The following is an 18383-nucleotide window of genomic DNA, read 5'->3' as shown; positions in this document are numbered from 1 at the left end:
TTTTATGAATAACACAACTAACCTGTCATCCTTAATTTGGTCATCAGCAGACGATGTCCTTCGTGGTCTTTTCAGACCTTCTGAGTATGGTCGGGTCATCCTACCTTTCGTTGTCATGAGACGACTGGATTGTGTTCTAGAACCTAAAAAGGACGAGGTATATGAACTCTATAACAATTTCAAAGACCAACTCTCAGACCCCTCTCCGGTCATTCTAAGACAGGTTGGACTACCATTCTTCAATACCTCTAAATTTGATCTTTCACGTATCAAAAGTGACCCGACAAACGTGTTGATGAACTTCAATAATTACGTTCAAGGTTATTCAAAAAATGTTCTCGACATCATTGAAAACTTTTCTATCATCCCACTAGTCGAGAAACTTCACAAGAATAAACGTCTGTATCTACTGATCGATAAATTTACAGAGTTTGATTTACATCCTGACAAGATCGACAACCATCAGATGGGATCGGTCTATGAAGAACTTCTTCGTAAATTCTCTGAGATGTCGAATGAAGAAAGTGGTGACCACTTTACTCCTCGTGATGTAGTTAAACTTCTCGTCTCATTTGTGTTTGGTGGGGACAAGGAAGACCTTCAAGGGGAAGGAAAAATTAGGTCTGTCTTCGATCCGTGTTGTGGAACAGGAGGGATGTTAACGATCGGTAAGGAGTGGGTTCTTGAGAACATAAACTCCAATCTCAAAATTGATTTGTATGGTCAAGAACTCAACGATGTAACCTACTCAATCTGTAAGTCTGATCTTCTCATGATGGATGAGAATCCTGAAAACATTCAGGGTCCAACATCATCCATCTCAGATGATCGTCATCAAGGTCGTAAATTTGATTATATGATTACCAACCCACCATTTGGGGTTAGTTGGAAGTCAGAAGCAGAATTCGTTAATGAGGAAGCAAAAGACCCGAATGGTCGTTTCTTCGTTGGAACACCAAGAACATCAGACGGATCATTGTTGTTCCTTCAACATCTGATTCACAAGATGAACCCTGAAGGTTCTCGTATTGGTATCGTCTTTAACGGATCACCTTTATTTACGGGTGATGCTGGTAGTGGTGAATCCGAAATCCGTAAATGGATAATCGAAAATGATTGGTTGGAATGTATCGTTTCACTACCTGATCGAATGTTCTTCAACACAGGTATCACAACCTACATTTGGATTGTTACGAATAAGAAGTCCTATGACCGTAAAGGTAAGGTTCAACTCATCGATGGAACTTCTTTTTTCTCTCAAATGAGAAAAAATCTTGGTGATAAAGGTAAATACATTACCGACGAACAATCCCAACAACTATTTGAAATCTATCAGAACAACCAAGAAAACGAATTCTGTAAGATTTACCCTAATAATTTCTTTGGTTACACAAAGGTGGTCGTTGAACAACCACTTATCGAAAACGGTTATACCAAAACGGACAAAAAAGGAAATCCGAAACCAGACACGTCAAAACGGGATACAGAACGAGTTCCTCTTTCAGAGAGTATTGATGATTACTACGACCGTGAAGTAAGACCACATCTATCCGACTCTTGGATGGATCGATCAAAGGACAAGGTCGGTTATGAAATCAATTTCACCAAGTATTTCTATCAATTCACTCCACTAAGAAGTTTGGAAGTGATTTCAAACGATCTCAAAAACCTAGATGATGAAATTCAAAAGTTATCGTTGGAGATGACTAATGAGTAATTCAGTTGAGAATAAAAATATAGGTGTTGATTGGATAGGGAGTATTCCTTCGAATTGGAAAGTTTCTCGTTTCAAACACCTTTTTGACGAGAAAAGATCAACAAAAAACCCAGAGTTAAATTCGGGTTCGATAAGTTTTGGTCAGGTAATTTACAAGGATGATGAGTCAATTCCTGAGTCTACGAAAGAAGGTTATCAAGAGGTTCTAGAAGGGGAATTTTTAATAAACCCTCTAAATCTCAACTACGATTTAAAAAGTCTGAGAATTGCTTTATCAAGAATTAACGTGGTAGTCAGTCAAGGATACATTGTTCTGAAACTCCGTGACCATCTTCACCCTAACTACTACGAATACTTATTGAGAAAATTTGACGTAGAATACATGAAGAGTTTGGGACAAGGTGTTCGACAGACAATATCATTTACACACCTTAAAGACGAAAATTTAGTTGTTCCTCCAATTGAAGAACAAAAACTTATCTCCCAATACCTTGATAAAAAGACCAGTCAGATTGATTCATTGGTCGATAAGATTCAGAAGAAAATAGAAATCCTTAAAGAACAAAGAACTTCCTTGATCAATCAATACGTCACTAAAGGTCTCGATCCAAATGTTGAGATGAAAGACAGTGGTGTTGAATGGATTGGTGAGATCCCGAAACATTGGAGTATATCCAAGTTACGTTATCAGATCGATGGTATCAAAGACGGAACTCATGGAACTCACAAAAATGTTGCTGACGGGTATCTCCTTCTCAGTGGGAAGAACATCCAAGACGGGAATCTGGTAATTACGGATTCTGAACGGAGAATTTCAGAAGAAGACCATCTTTTGATAACCGGTAACGGATACCCAAAGAAAGGTGATATTTTATTTGTCTCGATTGGAGCAACGTTAGGAAAAACTACGGTTTATACGTTAGATGACTCACTGTCCTTTCAACGAAGTGTTTGTTTCATAAGACCCAAATCCTCGTGGGATTCGTTTTATATGGGACAACTTTTGTCAAGTGAAACAGTCCAAGGTCAAATAAAACAAAATGTAAATCAATCAACAATTGGTGGGATTTACATGGGGGATCTAGTTGAAGTGTTTGTTCCAGTCCCACCACAAAAAGAACAGAAGGACATGACGAAACAGTTAGATAAGGAACTTAAACAAATTGAAGAAATGATAAGATTGGAGAAAGATAGAATTTCTCTTTTTGTTGAATATCGTCAATCCTTAATCTCTTCTGTTGTGACTGGTAAGGTGAGAATATCAGAGGAAATGATATGAGTGCTCTGAGTCCTACCGAAAAACGGTTTGAGGAACATATTGAAGATCATCTCCAAACGGTCGGATATTCAACAACCCATTTCAGCGAATACGATCGTAATCTTTGTTTAATCCGAGATCACGTCGTCGATTTCATCAAGAGAACACAACCCGAAGAATGGGGTCGTCTTCAAGAGATTTACGATGTAGATACAGAGAACAAGATCCTTTCTAGGATTTCCTCGGAGATCACACACGCTCACCTCATTGTATCGATCAACAGGTGATACAAAGAGGATGTTCGACACAATCATCGTTGTAACCGATAGAACAGTTTTGGATGATCAACTTCGAAATACTATTCGGTCACTCGAAAAGATCGATGGTGTTGTGAATGGTGTTGAACATGGTTCTCAAGAACTTAAGAAGTTCTTAGAACAAGGTAAGGATATCGTAATCACGACAATCCAAAAATTCCCATTCATCTCTGAAACAATTTCATCATTGGGTAATCGGACCTTTGGTGTGATCATTGATGAAGTTCATTCCAGTCAATCTGGAGAGTTGTCCAAAGAACTCAAAAAATCACTGTCAAAGTCGGATGACGATGATGATTTTGATTACGAGGAGATGTTGAGACAAGAAATCCAAAGTCGAGGGAAACAAGATCACATTTCATTCTTTGGTTTCACAGGAACACCAAAGGAAAAGACCCTTGAGTTGTTTGGAACGAAAACCACCGAGGGAACCTTTGTTCCCTTCCATATCTACTCAATGTATCAATCGATACATGAGGGTTTCACACTCGATGTTCTCCAGAACTACACAACATACAAACGATACTTCAAAGTAAAACAAACCAAGGATGGGGATATCGAAGTCCCTACCGGTAAAGGTAAGAGAGAACTTGTTCGGTATGTTGACTCACATGAGATGACGATCCGAAATAAGGTCCAAATTATGTTGGATCACTGGATCGAAAAAGGTTCAAAAGAGATACAAGGTCGATCAAGGGGGATGATCGTCACACAGTCTCGGAAACATTGTGTTTGGTATTTCAATGAGATCAACAAACAACTGGAGGAGAGAGGTCTTTCTTATAGATGTTTGGTTGGATTTTCAGGTGAAGTATCGATTGATGGTGAAAAATTCTCAGAACCAGGGTGTAACCAAACTATTGGTCATGAAGGTGATGTCCCCCTTGGTCTGAAGAATCCGAAGTATCGATTATTAGTCGTAGCAAATAAGTTCCAAACTGGTTTCGACGAACCTCTCGTTCAATCAATGTATGTCGATAAAAAACTTGGAGGTGTTCAATGTGTTCAGACACTTTCACGGTTGAACAGAACGACATCAGGAAAAACACAGACCTTTGTTTTGGATTTTGTGAATGAACCGGAAGATATCCGTGAGTCTTTTCAACGGTTCTATCAATCAACAATCCTTGAAGGTGAAACCGATCCGAACCGTCTCTATGACCTACAACGTGAGGTCTATGATTTCCATCTTTACACTAATGAGGATGTTAATCGGTTCTGTGAAGTTTTCTATGACCCTAAACGAGATGAAGGAAATCTTCATCCAATATTGGATCATGTTGTCGATAAGTTTAACTCGATTGACGAAGACGAGATCAAAGAAGATTTCAGATCCAAAATTCAGTCATACATCAGAATGTATGGGTATCTTTCTCAAATCATCAACTTCAGTGATATTGAACTAGAGAAGACCTTCGTCTTTCTTAAGTATCTCAATAAGAAGTTACCAAAACGTCAGACGGACAGATTTGATCTATCAGACACGATTGATTTGGATTCCTTAAGAATCCAAAAGATCCATGAACACGTTGAAGATCTTGTTCGAGAGGACACAATCTTGAATCCACCAGATTTTGATTCCACCGGTGTTCAGGAACCAGAATACGATTTCTTATCGGAAATCATCAATCAGGTGAACAACACCTACGGGGTAAATTTGACCGAGGAAGATCGGTTGGATCTTTCAAGGTTGAGTAAGAGATTGATCGAAGATCCAGAAGTCGAAAAATACATGAATGGTAATAATACCGAAGACAACAAACGTAACTTCTTCAAACAACAATTTGAAGGAATGATGATCGATTACATCAATGAGAGGTTCGATTTCTACAAGAAAATGGATGATAACCCATCGATGAAGAACCTCATCTTCCAAATGATGTATAAGGATTATCAAACTCAGAGGGTTCAACCTTGACCGAGATAGTCTATATCCTCACAAACCCCGTTATCCCTGATCTTGTAAAAATAGGGAAAACGACAAATCTTGAAGAACGAGTAAGATCACTATCATCGCATTCGGGTGTACCTGTCCCATTTGAGGTCTACTACGCTTGTGTGGTTTCAGATTCATCGAAGGTGGAAAAACATCTTCATGATGGGTTTGGTGATCACAGGGTCAATCCAAAGAGAGAGTTCTTTAGGATCAATCCTGAACGAGTTCTATCGATACTTAAGTTAGTTGAAATCCAGAATATCACTCCAAACAGCGATTTTGTTGAAGACCAAGAAGAACAACAGTCACTGAATAAAGAACGAGGAAGAAGGTCGAATTTCACTTTTTCGTCTGTCGGAATTCCTGTTGGTTCAATACTTCACTTTGTCAGAGATGAAACTGTGACAGTTAAAGTGGTCGATGACAGAAATGTTGAGTTCGAGGGTGAGGTTACATCACTGACACAGTCCTCGTTGATCTTGCTCAATCGGGATCATGGATGGAATTCATCATCTGTTACCGGACCTCGTTACTGGGTGTTCGAGAATGAGACATTATCTGAAAGACGTCTACGTCTTGAAAACGGAGTGAGTCAGGAAAGTTAGGATCATAACGCGGCTTTAACCTCGGCATCGTTTTCAAGGTTAGAACAGATTGCAACAACCTTTTCCCAAGGCGCATCAACTAGCTCTACCTCATCGCCTTGCGCATGCAACACCGTTACCTTATCCAACCGACCATGGATCGGAATATAATCAGCATTGCCCGCCTTCCCGTCTAATCCATCAATGTTTTGGGTGATAAGTTTCTTATCAGCCAACCAATCATGAACATTATTCGGCTGAATATGCCGATAGGACGCAAACCGTCGGAAATACCATAGCAGAAATTCATCTGGATGGATCAAATACATCGCACGAGTGGCCATTTCTTGAGGTGTATAATTTTCGCTCCCGATTGTCCAATAGCTCTTTTGGGGGACCCTGTTCTAAAATCTTTCCTTCCGTGAAAAAACAAACGCGATCCGATATTTCTCTGGCAAACCCCATTTGATGCGTTACCATGATCATTGGCAGATCATATTCCTTATTCAGTGACCTGATAACATTCAAAACCTCCCCCACAACTTCAGGATCCAAAGCAGACGTGATTTCATCCAAAAGCATGAGCTTTGGACGCATCGCAAGCGCTCTTGCTATCGCCACCCGTTGCTGTTGGCCGCCAGATAATCGGCTAGGGTGCTGATCTTTTTTACTGCTCAAGCCCACCAGTTCGAGCAATTCAAGCGCCCGTTCTTCGGCAGCCTCTTTATTCATACCAAGGACCTGCATCGGCGCTTCGATGCAATTTTGCAGCGCCGTCATATGCGGAAACAAATTAAACTGTTGAAATACCATTCCGATTTTAGAGCGACGTTGCCTAAGATGCTTTTCATCCGCTTCAATGATCGAGCCGTTGGAAGCCATATGGGTGAGCGGCTTGCCATCAAAATGAATTATACCACCATCGATTTTCTCCAACGTCATCAGCACTCGGAGCACGGTTGTTTTCCCTGAACCAGACGGACCAATGATTGATATCATTTCATTTTTTTAAACTCTAAGTTCAGTTTATCGAGGACAACTAGGTCACCATACCTTTTTGTCACCTGATCAAACTTAACGATACAATCATCTTTTTCTGCCATGTCTCAACTTTTCTATTTCTACCGAGTCGTTTTGCCTTGAGCTTTGTTCACGCGCTTCTCAAGCCGTCGCACCCACATTGCGGCCGGGATTGATAAGGTCAAAAAGATCACTCCAACCATCGTATAGGGCTCTAATTATCTAAATTATAACCGCCAACGGCCGTTGCCGCGTGAAACAGCTCGGCCACTCCGATGGTTGACAGCAAGGGCGTATCTTTAAAAATACCCACGAGATAGTTCCCCATGCCAGGAATAGCGATTGGAAATGCTTGTGGCAGTATAATTCTTCTATAGGCATAGGCATTAGAAAAATTTAACGCTCGGCAAGCTTCCCACTGAGCTTTGGGAACGGCTTCTAAAGCCCCCCGGTAAACCTCGCAGAGATACGTTCCAAAATGCAGACCAATGGTGAGCATGCCGCAGACCCAAGCCGATAGGGTTATTCCAAATTGAGGCAGCACGAAATAAACGAAAAACAATTGTATCAAAAGCGGCGTCGAGCGAATAAACTCGACGATTTCTCTTGTGATCATATTCAGTATTCTGGACCTACTTGGCTTTTTTAGATTGGTCTGAAGTAATGTTCTTTTACAAAGCTAGCCGCTTCAAAAAAACAATTAAGGAGTGGCTGGGGTGTCATTAAATTTCTCTCGTAAGCGGGCTTCTATTTGATGAACAACACATTGTCTGCGTTAATCATCTTAGGCTTGGTTGTAACTTTTGCGATTGGTTTTCTGGAAGGTGAAAATAACTTGCAAGGTTGGCCAATCGGCCGAACATCATGCTCAACACCTTCCTGTGATTTTCAATAATTTCGATCGCGCGCGAAGCAGACTAACAAGACATTTAAGTCGATGAAAATTTTTTCTATCTGATTGTGCGGATACAAAATTGATCTAAATCTTGTTTGCAATCGTACCTTCCCCATCATGTCTGATAAGCCTTATGACCTCTAGTGTTTGCGTGAGTGGCCTTTTTCATTGACGCGGTGTGGGCCACCGCTGACCAGGATGCAGCATAAATTAATAAGGGAACAATTCATGTTTTTGGCAAAAAAGATCTTAGTAACTAACCTAGTATTGACCGGAGCTTTAATTGGAACAGCTTCCCTTACACTTATCGCATATGGCTGTAAAAACAAAAAAGACAGCTCTACAAAACAGGGACGCACATAATGAAAAAGGCCTGCGTGATATTTTTTGGTGCATGCTTGATTGGCACCTTTACGTTTGCGGCGGGCAGTTCTAGCGACACATCTTCCAGCTCTGATCGCTATGGCCCATCAAGCGCAGAAACAGACCGTTTTTCCAAGATCAATGCGCTGATCAAACTAGAAAAATTTGCTGAAGCCCATGCAGAACTGAAAAACCTCTCGCCTCAAACAGACGAGGCAGATCGTCAGAACCTTTTAGGTTTTACCGCTCGTAAATCTGGCGACTTGGTAGCAGCTGCCAGCTATTATAATACTGCATTGACGATTGACCCCAAACATATTGGCGCGCTGGAATATCAAGGCGAGCTATTTATTCAACTTGGTGATATCGAAAATGCTCAGAAAAATTTAGCAAAATTAGAAAAAATATGCTGGCTTCCTTGCCATGAAGAATATGAACTGCGAAGTGCTTTAGAAAAAATGCTCACCAATTAGGTTTGCGGCTATGTAAAATCATTCTGGCTCTCGACATCGTCTTCCTCAGAAGACCGTGTTCAAGCTTGTACGAGCGCTTCTTTTTTAAAGGTTAGGGGCTTTAATTGAAACTAAAAGTAGCGGTTTGGCTTTTATTATACGCGAGCACGATTGTGGCAGCTTCGGGCGCTATTTGGTTTGTGGGTAATTTGAATGCTAACAATTGGATTGCGCCGGATATAGCGCCGCCTCCATGGCTTTTTGGCCCCGTTTGGACAGTCTTATATCTGTTTATTGCAACAAGCGCCTATCGCGTGATTTATGCAGATCCTCATAATTTAAAAGGCGTTGCATTAGCTTTATGGAGTTTACAAATGTGTTTAAATACACTTTGGACACCTGTCTTCTTTGGCGCATTTGATTTACCCGGCGCTCTGGCTCTTATTGCTGTGCTTTGGGTGGTCATTGGAGCGTATAGCTCTGTTAGCTTCTCAATTGATCGGAAAGCTGGATATCTTTTTTTGCCCTATTGGGCTTGGGTCTCCTTCGCTACAATTCTGAACTATGAATATATGATTTTGAATCCGATTTAACTTAGTCTTAAAATGAATGCCGCGCCGGTTCCCCTAAATAAGGTTTAACTATCTATCATGCGTTCTCTCAATCGAACCGGACTTGCTATAATATTAAGCTTACTTGCATTGGCATTGTTCGATGCAATGGGTTTAATAATAAAGCTGCTTTCTTCAAAGTTTTCTGCTGCCGAGCTTTCGACTTGGAGAAACCTATTCGGACTTATTCCAGCTTTTTTAGTACTTTATTCGTCGAGGGTTTGGCGCCAAGCAGGGCAAGTTTTTAAAATAAGGCAATGGAAACTAGGTCTATTTAGGGGCGTTATTGCCACGCTAGCTCAGCTTTGTTTTTACATGGCACTCGGCCTGATGGCATTTGCAACCGCGTCTACAATTACATATGCCGGGGCGCTTTTTACAACTGCGTTTGCGATCCCAATTTTAGGAGAACGCGTAGGTTGGATGCGCTGGGGGGCGGTGATCGTCGGATTTGTTGGTGTTGTTTTTATATTGCAACCTGGCAGTGATGCGTTCTCATTTTCCTCAATCTTACCTTTAGCCGCAGCGGCATTCTATGCGCTGCTGACGATCACGGCTAAATTATTTGATGATGAGGTGCCTAGTGCTTTGTTAAATCTGTACTCTTCTTTTATTTCAACAGTTTGCGCTGCCATCATAACGTTATTCATTGGAGGATTTACTGTGTTTACTTCTTTTGAAGAGGTTCTCTGGTTAGTGCTTATGGGAGGGTTTGGCGGATCTGCAGTTCTTTTATTGGTGACCAGTTACCGAATGACAGAACAAAGCAATTTGGCGCCATTCAGTTATTTTGGAATTCCTATCGCTTTTTTATTTGGATGGGCATTTTTCGACGAAACACCTTGGAACACATTATTCCCAGGCGCAGCACTCATAATTCTTGGGGGGTTGTTAATTGTATGGCGGGAAAGTGCCCTCGCAAAACGTTAGACCTAAAATTTATATTGAGATAAAATTTGTTCAACAAAATCCTATGCCTTTTTCAATAGCTTTGGCAGCTTGTTTGTCGAAGTTTGACTTTTGAGTTGCGTATCCAAAAAGATTTTCTGTTTAAAGCAAATACAAATACACCCATAAAGGGTCCTTCCCAACGAGGCCTCAGATTGAGTGCCAGAACAGAAGCTATGCACTCTTAATTATAAGAAAACTACGTCTGGAAAAGGGGCTCACACATGCACAGCTCGCGCATATGGCCGGCATCAGCATCCGCACTTTACAGCGGATTGAGCGCGGTGCGCATGCCAGCCCAGAGGCGTTGAAGTGCATAGCCTCTGTTCGCGAAACCGATTTTGAAAATCTCTGGACATAACAGGAAATGCCAACTGTAGAAGAGCCCGAATTTCCTAGGCTCTTAGCCAAAGAAAAAGAAGCCATGGTATATGTAAGTGGCTCAAGGCATTCTGCATGCACCTCTTTGTCGTTGCCGTTGTGTTCACTACCCTTTCGATCATAAACCTGTCTTTGTCTTTAGAATATTTCTTTTTGGGCCGCGTTTGGCTGGGGCATTAGCCTCCTCTGCCATGGCCTGGGTGTCTTCCAAATCTTTAACCTCTTTGGAGACACTTGGGAGATAAGGCAAATCGAGAGGCGGATGCGCCGCCAAAGATAAGCTTAATGTCTAATACCCATGCTGGACATCCGAACAACACTCTATCGGCTATCGGGATCCTACATAGGGCCAAACCAGGAACACGAACTATGGCTCCAAACCCTTCTTTGCATCACGCAGACCTCATGAAATTCTTAAGAGTGAATTTTCAAAACCGCTGTTTTTGGCGCGGTAATTGCAAACCCTACCTCTAAGAATAGGAGGATAGACATGTCAGAGGTAAACAATATCGGGCTGAATGCGTTTCTCGCGCAGCAATACGCGCCGAAGCAATCAGAAAAAATACCTACCCCTGCGGCAAGCGAAAAAACAAAATCTGAACCAAGCAAAAATGCAGATAACCGCTCTGTCGTGGTTAAGATAAGCGCCGCTGCACGCTCTATGCTTGAAGAGACGCGCGCGCTTGAAAAGCGTCAGGCCGATGCAAATAGAGCTAATGCGGCGATTGATAAGCGCCTCGAGACCGTACGCTTGGACAGCCAACGCCTTGAAGAAACACTATCTTCAAAAATCACAGAGGCCGCTTAAAAAATCGAACTATATAATTTGACGAAACGCCAATATAATCTATCTCCGTTCAATGAACATGTGGTGGAAACATATTTTAAAGCACTGGATTGCATTTGCGACGCTTTTCATTTTCACGGCCAGTCTTAGCCTAGCAGATTCAGAAGACCTGTTGGATCAGTTGGCGCTCAGCGCCTCCGAACAAGAGGCGCAGCCGATCATTGCAAAACTTTGGAGTGAATGGACCAGCGCGCATAGCTCGAATGCTGAGGGAAGCCTGATGCAACGTGGAATCATTGCGATGAACCAAGGCCGTATCGATGATGCAGATGTGCTGTTTGGCCGGTTGATTTTTCTAAACCCTGATTTTACCGAAGCGTGGAACAAACGCGCCACGTTACGTTTTATCAAGGGCGATTACGCAGGCTCCGAAGCCGATATTTATGAAGTTTTGATCCGGCAACCACGCCATTTTGGAGCCTTATCAGGCTTGGGTTTAATAAATATGAAATTGGGTGAATGGCGAAAGGCCGTTAACGCATATGAAAGCCTTTTGGGCGTGTATCCCCATAGCCCCGATGCCAAAACCTATCTTCCCGCGCTGAAACGGAAACTGGGTGAAATGGAACTTTAAAAGTTTTTAAACCAGAAAACAGATCTGGCGTAAAGCAAGGCCGGACCACACCCTTATGGGCCAGCGGGGCCTTTAACACATGCCTGCTGTTCTTTTTCCCAAAACGATTTATAGATACCCCCACCCGATCTTGAAACAAATGGTGGGTCATGAATTTTCGACAATTAGAAGCCTTCCGAGCCACAATGCGTTCCGGCTCAATCACGCGTGCGGCGGCGTCGTTGAATCTTTCGCAACCCACGGTAAGCCGTCTGATCAAGGATCTTGAAGCCCAGATAGGCTTTGCCCTTTTTATCAAATTGGGGCGTGGCATCAGGCCAACGACAGAGGGACAAAAATTTTATAAGGGCGTTGACGCCACGTTTATGGGCCTTGACCGGCTGGATGATTTGGCCAAAACGCTGGAAAGCAGTTCCAGCGGCACCCTAGCTTTGGGGGTCATCCCGTTGCTGGCAACGATTGAAATTCCAAGTGCCATTAACACCCTATATCAAGCCAGACCTGACGTTAAATTACAGATTTACCTGCGCAACACACCTGCCATTATCGAAGCTATTCAATTGCAGCAATTGGATCTGGGCGTGATCAGCCGGCAACCACCCTATAATGGCGTTGAAATCCTGTATCAAACCACCCTGCCCTATGTTTGCTTGGTTCCCGAAGAACACGCTTTGGCAAGTTCTCAAACTGAAGTGAATTTGAACGACCTAGCGCAGACGGAAACCTTTATTACTTTTGGTGGCATTTTCCCCGAACAGATAGCCGGTCTGGATGCGGCAACCATCGCCCATCTAAAGCAACGCTCGCGTTTATCGGCGGCCAATATGCCGATGGCTGCGGCCTTGGCAAAAGAAACCGGCACGCTGGCGATCGTTGACGTTTTATCCGCCGGCGTCGCCGTTGGGACAGGCGGTGTCACCAGCCTGCCATTGGTCCAAAATCTTGAATATCATCTGGCTGTTGTCACGCATAATGCTGGCACATTGTCACGACACGGGCAAGAATTAGCGGGCATTATTGCCAAGCGCTTTGACAGAATTAGACCTTAAGATACCGGCAAATCTCTTATCCACCCCGCACGCTGAGCTTGATCTTCCACCCGCACCTCGACGTTTAAGCCTGCGCGCCAATAGCCTTTCTCGATAAGAGATAAACCTATATTGTTTTCTAAACGCGGCGAATATATTCCCGATGTGATTTCACCAATTTTTTGTCCCTCACAAATCACAGGCCATGGGATCGCACAGGTTGGCACGGGGGGACCTTCAAATTCAACCGCATGGATCAACCGCTGAGGGCCTTGAGCAGCGATCGCGCACACCGCATCCCGGCCGATGTAATCAATAGAACCGCTCACATCACAAAATTTACCCAGTCCAATTTCAAATGGATTGTTTTGAAGGGTCATCTCATTGCCATATGAAAAGAGGCCGCCCTCGATCCGTTCGATCAGATTGGGGCACCCGGGGCGGATGTTATACGCTTGCCCTGCCTTCCAGAGCAAATCCCATAAACCAGGGCCCTGCGCCGCCCCCTGCACATAAATCTCAAACCCGCCTTGGCGCGAATACCCGGATCGGGCGATAAGCTGCTGGGTTCCCTCAACCTCAATCCACCCAAATTTGAAAAATCCAATATCGCGTATATGAGGCCCGAAAACCTCGGCCAGCAATGCCTCAGCCTGCGGCCCCTGCACGGACAAAGGAAAAACATCAGGCTCATGAATATTTACATTTAGCCTGCGGCCCAAGGCCAGCCCTTTCGCATAAAGCAGCAAATCGCTATCGGCGATTGACAACCAAAACCTATCTTCGGCCAACTTTAAAAGAACCGGGTCATTTATCAGCCCAGCCTGGTCATCAATGATCGGCACATATAGGCATTGCCCTACCTTTGCCTTACTGATGTTGCGCGGGGTCATCAATTGCACCAAATTGCCTGCATCTGGGCCCGATATTTCAACCTGCCTTTGGCAAGACACATCCCAAAGCTGCACATAGGTGCGCAAATGCCAATAATCTTCTTCGACGCTGGTTTCGAAGGCTTTGGGCAAGAGCATATGGTTGACCACGGAAAACCCCCGAACCCCCAGCGCCTCGACACGATCCGTATACGGTGTGCGACGAATGCGCCGCGACATATTTAAGCCATCAGCCATTGGTTAATCTCCTGACCACCAAACAGAGTAAGAATTCGGATTGATAATAATCGGAATGTGGTAATGGCCTTCCCGATCAGGCATCGAAAAACGAAAGATGATTTCATCCATAATCTGCAGTTTTGCGCGAATGAGATCTTGGTTTTGCCAGTAATCTTTGGTTTCAAAGACCAGTTCATAGCGCGCCTCGGCACTCAAAAGCCGCGCATCCAAGGTTTCTTTAAGCCGCCCGCCAGCATCCATCTGAGTGTCGAATAAACAATTTTGATTGCTTAGATTGATCAGGCGGACGGGAATAAACCCGGCATGCGTGCCATCGACTCCGTTCAGCGTGTGAGATGTTAAAACGGCCATTATTCAATCGATGCCTTATCACGTTTATCGGAGGTGGCCGCTACGATTGGGCTTATAACACCGCGACATTTCACGTTAACGCACGCGGTTTTGCCGCTGGCCATCGCCCGTGCCAAAGCGGGGCCCAAAGCGGCACGATCCTCGACCAATTCCCCATATCCCCCCATACCTTCAAAAAGGCTGTGAAACGGAATATCGCGAAAATCTGTGGCAAAATGGGAACCGTTCGCAAATAAACGCTCTTGCTGCTGGCTGATACAATCCAATCCGCCATTATTATCTATTACTACGGTGATCGGCAGTTTTTCCTGAAACGCCGCTTCGATGGATAAGCCACCCGACAAAAAGGCACCATCCCCCGAAATTAACACAACATTGCGCTCCGGATGCGCCGCTTTTGCCGATAAGGCAAAGCTAACCCCAACACCCAGCAAACTGTAATTCCCCGGGTGCAAAATGCCACCAAGTTTTTGACCACGCCATCCGGCCATATTCACGGCAATTTCCGACCAGAAATGCGTGTTGCCGCCGTCAAAAACCAACCAATCCTGATCCTGTAACTGGCTTTGCACATCCAATGACAATTGCAGCGGGTGCATTTTACGCCTTTGCGCGTGATCGAGTGCATTTTCTGCATCCAAATGCGCGTACCATTCCTCAACCCATTTGGCGCGGCGCGCTTGCTGCAACTCAAGCCAAGGCGCAAAATTGACTTTCACGCCTGTCAAAAGATCCAAAAATGCAGCGGGATCGCTGAGTATCACCCGATCTGCGGCGCGATTGTAATTCAGTTCTTCATGGCTGCCATTGATACAGATCAAATGCGTTTCCGCTTTGATAAAAGGCGGATTTCCGAAATTCATTTGATTATCGAGCCGCCCTCCAATCATCAATATTATATCCGCGTCGTGCAACGCCTCTTTAGAGGGGTGATATTGATGAAAATCCGCCAAACCCATATAGGTTTCACATTCTTCACCCAGTAGTTTCTGATGATAGGGAACGTTGAATACAGGAATTTTCAACGCTTTCGACGCGTCTTCAAGCTTTTTTTCCGCGTGTGACCACCACACACCGTGCCCTGCGATGATAACAGGGCGCTTGGCCTTATGCAGACGGTTTATCACATCTTCCATTGCCGCAGGTTCTGGCCAAGCTTTTGGCAAAGGCCTGTCACTGCGATCAAACGGGCGCTCATGACGACCTGCATCCGCTGGAAAACTCGCAAACATTAAATCAACCGGCAGGCTGATATGCACAGGCCCTGGATAACCCGTGGTTGCCGCTGTCCAAGCCCGATCGATAAATTCGCTGATCCGCTCACCATCGGTAATTTGCACCGAATATTTCACCAATGGGGCCGCGATGGCGACATCATCAATTTCTTTAAACCCGCCTGCACCTTGGCGCTTCAGCGTCGATGACCCGGTCACAAATATCACCGGCGCTCGCTCACCGCCCGCCTCCAACATAGCCGGCACCGCATTTGCGAAACCTTCCGGGCCAACCAAACACACAGCCGGTTTGCGCGTGATACGCGTATGACCATCAGCCAAATGTCCGGCAACCTGCTCATGGGGGCAGTTGATCACAGGCATTTGGCATTTCATAAACCCTTCGAGCGCAGGGTTACAAAAGCCACCAGCAAGCGTAAACACATGCTCAGCTCCTTTTTCTTTGAGTGCACGTGCGAGAATCTCGCCACCACGCAGTTTTATCTCTTTGCTCTTCTCATTCACAGGATCTTCACCTTCTTACCCATTAAACCCACCTAATCTAGCAGGGCATGATTATTTTTTACGATCATCGCAGGCGTCAAATCGGATATGTTACGCGCACCCAATTGTGCCATCGCAGCAGAAACATCATAAGCCAAACCGCTGAACAACGCGTCCAGTCCCCGCGCACCATCAGCCGCCAACGCGTAAAGCACCGGACGGCCCAACATCACCATATTAGCGCCACAAACCAAGGCCTTCACGATATCTTCGCCATTGCGAACGCCGCTATCAAAAAGCAACGGATAATCCGGACCAAGCGCTTGCCGGATCAATGGTAACACTGCAATTGACGGCGGCGCGCTGTCCAACTGCCGCCCCCCATGTGTGGAAATATAAATCGCATCTGCGCCGCACTCATGCACCTGCAACGCGTCGGGCACCGAGGTAATTCCTTTGACCACCAGCTTGCCCGGCCACAATTCACGCAATCGTTTCAAAAATTCCCAATCCGCTAAAGCGCGGCTTGCATCTCGATCAAAACCATCCCCATTATCCGGAAAGTTCAGGGGTTTGGGCACGCCGTTTGCCAAAGTTGCGAGGCTCCACCTTGGATGGGTTGCGAAGTCAAAAAATTGTTTTGACCTCATCCGAAAGGGCATTTTAAACCCATTTGCAACATCGCGCAAACGCCGGCTCACTTGAGGAACATCCACCGTGAATACCAAGGTTGAATATCCAGCATTTTGGGCCCTTCGCACCAAAGAAAGCGTATGATCGAGCGGCGGTGTTACATAAAGCTGAAACCATGCATAAGTACCGGCCCATTTGCCCATATCCTCAAGGCGACTTGACGCTGCAGATGACAATGCCACCGGAATCTGCGCAGTTTTCGCAACTTGCCCCATTATTTGGTCCGCCTTGGGATGCGAGAGATTACACATTCCCATCGGCGCGATTCCAAAGGGCAGCTGAAACGATTGATCGATAAATTTTGTGGTTAGGTTTCTGGGGTCAACCTGGCGTAAAACACGTGATTGCAGTTGAATATCATCAAATGCCTGTTCATTGCGTGCCTTGCCAATTTCGCGCCCTGCCGCCCCATCAATAAAGTCAAAAATAAGTTTGGGAAGCCGCTTTTTGGCCAGAAAGCGCGCATGAGCTGCGTCAATAACGCAGGGCTCGCCCGATTTGATTGACCTTTTATAAGACACATATCCCCCAACGCCTATGTGAAGGGGAATACTAAAGCTGATAGGTAAAAACAATTCGCTTTTATTTTACAATTCATTCATTTTTCGTATGCATTTATCGAGGCAAATATTCGTTATCGAGGGAACAAACTCATTTCAAATTCTGACGGTTGATATTTTCTGTCTGCCAACTCGTACGGGGGCAAATGACACGTACCGGCAATTTAGATGGAAAACTTAAATAAATCTGTTAATGATTATCACAGTTGAAGTTTTAGTTAAAAGAAAATTCGATGAATAAATTCATAACGATCACATGCATCGCACTTTGTTGCGCCACTGCCGCAAGCGCACAAATGGTACCAGCGACGCAAAATGGCAAAACAAACTTAGAAAATGCAATATCGAATTTAGGACCCGCCTCTAAATTGACAGGCAGTTTTTTATTTATAGCCCTGTTATCTTTGATCGGAGGCAGTAATTCAAGCTCGGCTTCCGGCTCATGACTTTATCGGGTTAAGTTTTGCTATCCCCCGTGAAAACCCTTTGAGACTTACCTTTGCCAAGATTGCCTCTTCAGCATTTAGCATTCTAAACCGCAAAGAAAAATCACGGTTTTTCTTCATGCTCTCAATAAGTGGTTCATCCAACTCGAAAGAGACCAAACACCCCTGAGAAACACAGGTGACAAAAGGGTAGGTTTTTGGATCAATATATTCCGACCACATCTCTAAGCCAAATGCCAGATCTATTTGAAGCGGAAGCAGCACCTCAAACATCATTTGTTCCTTTTTCAACGCAATTGTAATCATCGAAAAGGGGCGTTTTTCTCCACTATTTTCGCGCAGGGTTTGTCGTAATATGCAAGTCTCAATTTTCTGCTCAAGCGTGCAAATACTTTCCCAAAAATCATGCTGTGTGCGCGTTATAGAGATATCATTCACCTCTCCTTCGGGTTCTTGCGAAGCAACAGAAGCCGGGCTAAGCCCGAACACACTTATCCAAAAACAACATAACAAAACCGAAAAAATAAAACTGCATCGAATGTTAGACATTT

16 protein-coding genes and 3 pseudogenes are annotated in these 18383 nt (G+C 44.4%); 11 read left to right on the top strand and 8 right to left on the bottom strand.

Annotation, left to right across the window (positions count from 1 at the left end; translation table 11 throughout):
• The first annotated feature begins 4 nt into the window (after positions 1-4).
• The 4 genes from GN241_08105 (at position 5) to GN241_08090 (ending at position 5833) form a co-directional block, all read left to right on the top strand.
• Positions 5-1717 (top strand): N-6 DNA methylase, encoded by a 1713-nt coding sequence (locus tag GN241_08105; GenBank protein ID XAT57331.1) that lies wholly within the window; start codon positions 5-7, stop codon positions 1715-1717.
• Positions 1710-2996 carry a restriction endonuclease subunit S gene (locus GN241_08100; protein XAT57330.1) on the top strand — a complete coding sequence of 429 codons (1287 nt, stop codon included), beginning with the start codon at positions 1710-1712 and terminating at the stop codon, positions 2994-2996. The genes GN241_08105 and GN241_08100 overlap by 8 nt, the downstream gene beginning before the upstream one ends.
• Before the next feature lie 276 nt (positions 2997-3272).
• The gene (locus tag GN241_08095) at positions 3273-5210 is read left to right on the top strand and encodes a hypothetical protein (protein ID XAT57329.1); all 1938 of its coding nucleotides are present in this window, start codon (positions 3273-3275) and stop codon (positions 5208-5210) included.
• Positions 5207-5833, top strand: coding sequence for a GIY-YIG nuclease family protein (locus GN241_08090; GenBank protein XAT57328.1), 627 nt, complete (start codon positions 5207-5209; stop codon positions 5831-5833). The genes GN241_08095 and GN241_08090 overlap by 4 nt, the downstream gene beginning before the upstream one ends.
• 2 nt (positions 5834-5835) lie before the next feature.
• On the opposite strand, the gene GN241_08085 is transcribed toward GN241_08090, so the two are convergent.
• The 3 genes and pseudogenes from GN241_08085 to ehuD all read right to left on the bottom strand — a co-directional run bounded on the left by GN241_08085 (position 5836) and on the right by ehuD (position 7448).
• Complete coding sequence (locus tag GN241_08085) at positions 5836-6156, bottom strand: hypothetical protein (GenBank protein XAT57327.1); 321 nt, start codon at positions 6154-6156, stop codon at positions 5836-5838.
• Positions 6119-6915: pseudogene (gene ehuA / locus GN241_08080) on the bottom strand (ectoine/hydroxyectoine ABC transporter ATP-binding protein EhuA). Before ehuA ends, GN241_08085 begins: the two are co-directional and overlap by 38 nt.
• A gap of 18 nt (positions 6916-6933) precedes the next feature.
• A pseudogene (ehuD, locus tag GN241_08075) lies at positions 6934-7448 on the bottom strand (ectoine/hydroxyectoine ABC transporter permease subunit EhuD).
• A gap of 641 nt (positions 7449-8089) precedes the next feature.
• Here ehuD and GN241_08070 point away from each other — a divergent pair.
• The 7 genes and pseudogenes from GN241_08070 to GN241_08040 all read left to right on the top strand — a co-directional run bounded on the left by GN241_08070 (position 8090) and on the right by GN241_08040 (position 12952).
• Positions 8090-8563 carry a hypothetical protein gene (locus GN241_08070; GenBank protein ID XAT57326.1) on the top strand — a complete coding sequence of 158 codons (474 nt, stop codon included), beginning with the start codon at positions 8090-8092 and terminating at the stop codon, positions 8561-8563.
• 104 nt (positions 8564-8667) lie between these two features.
• Positions 8668-9135: a hypothetical protein gene (locus GN241_08065; protein XAT57325.1), complete on the top strand. Its 468-nt coding sequence runs from the start codon at positions 8668-8670 to the stop codon at positions 9133-9135.
• A 57-nt stretch (positions 9136-9192) separates the two neighbouring features.
• Positions 9193-10083: an EamA family transporter gene (locus GN241_08060; GenBank protein ID XAT57324.1), complete on the top strand. Its 891-nt coding sequence runs from the start codon at positions 9193-9195 to the stop codon at positions 10081-10083.
• A 259-nt stretch (positions 10084-10342) separates the two neighbouring features.
• Positions 10343-10762: pseudogene (locus GN241_08055) on the top strand (XRE family transcriptional regulator).
• A gap of 210 nt (positions 10763-10972) precedes the next feature.
• Positions 10973-11290 (top strand): hypothetical protein, encoded by a 318-nt coding sequence (locus GN241_08050; protein ID XAT57323.1) that lies wholly within the window; start codon positions 10973-10975, stop codon positions 11288-11290.
• Positions 11291-11342: 52 nt separating this feature from the next.
• Positions 11343-11903: a tetratricopeptide repeat protein gene (locus GN241_08045; protein XAT57322.1), complete on the top strand. Its 561-nt coding sequence runs from the start codon at positions 11343-11345 to the stop codon at positions 11901-11903.
• A gap of 149 nt (positions 11904-12052) precedes the next feature.
• Complete coding sequence (locus GN241_08040; protein ID XAT57321.1) at positions 12053-12952, top strand: LysR family transcriptional regulator; 900 nt, start codon at positions 12053-12055, stop codon at positions 12950-12952.
• On the opposite strand, the gene GN241_08035 is transcribed toward GN241_08040, so the two are convergent.
• The 5 genes from GN241_08035 to GN241_08015 form a co-directional block, all read right to left on the bottom strand.
• Positions 12949-14061 (bottom strand): dimethylsulfoniopropionate demethylase, encoded by a 1113-nt coding sequence (locus GN241_08035; GenBank protein XAT57320.1) that lies wholly within the window; start codon positions 14059-14061, stop codon positions 12949-12951. The genes GN241_08040 and GN241_08035 overlap by 4 nt on opposite strands.
• 3 nt (positions 14062-14064) lie before the next feature.
• Positions 14065-14415 carry a hypothetical protein gene (locus tag GN241_08030; GenBank protein XAT57319.1) on the bottom strand — a complete coding sequence of 117 codons (351 nt, stop codon included), beginning with the start codon at positions 14413-14415 and terminating at the stop codon, positions 14065-14067.
• Positions 14415-16133, bottom strand: coding sequence for a thiamine pyrophosphate-binding protein (locus tag GN241_08025; GenBank protein ID XAT59222.1), 1719 nt, complete (start codon positions 16131-16133; stop codon positions 14415-14417). The genes GN241_08030 and GN241_08025 overlap by 1 nt, the downstream gene beginning before the upstream one ends.
• 53 nt (positions 16134-16186) lie before the next feature.
• Positions 16187-17305 (bottom strand): alpha-hydroxy-acid oxidizing protein, encoded by a 1119-nt coding sequence (locus GN241_08020; GenBank protein XAT59221.1) that lies wholly within the window; start codon positions 17303-17305, stop codon positions 16187-16189.
• 521 nt (positions 17306-17826) lie between these two features.
• Entirely contained in the window at positions 17827-18381 is a 555-nt protein-coding gene (locus GN241_08015) for a hypothetical protein (protein ID XAT57318.1), read from the bottom strand.
• Positions 18382-18383 lie beyond the last annotated feature (2 nt).

It is taken from the genome of Rhodobacteraceae bacterium IMCC1335 (genome assembly GCA_039640495.1).
Taxonomy (GTDB): domain Bacteria; phylum Pseudomonadota; class Alphaproteobacteria; order Rhodobacterales; family Rhodobacteraceae; genus Thalassovivens.
The sequence above is the reverse complement of the archived record's forward strand: the minus strand, read 5'-3'. Positions and strand labels throughout refer to the sequence as shown.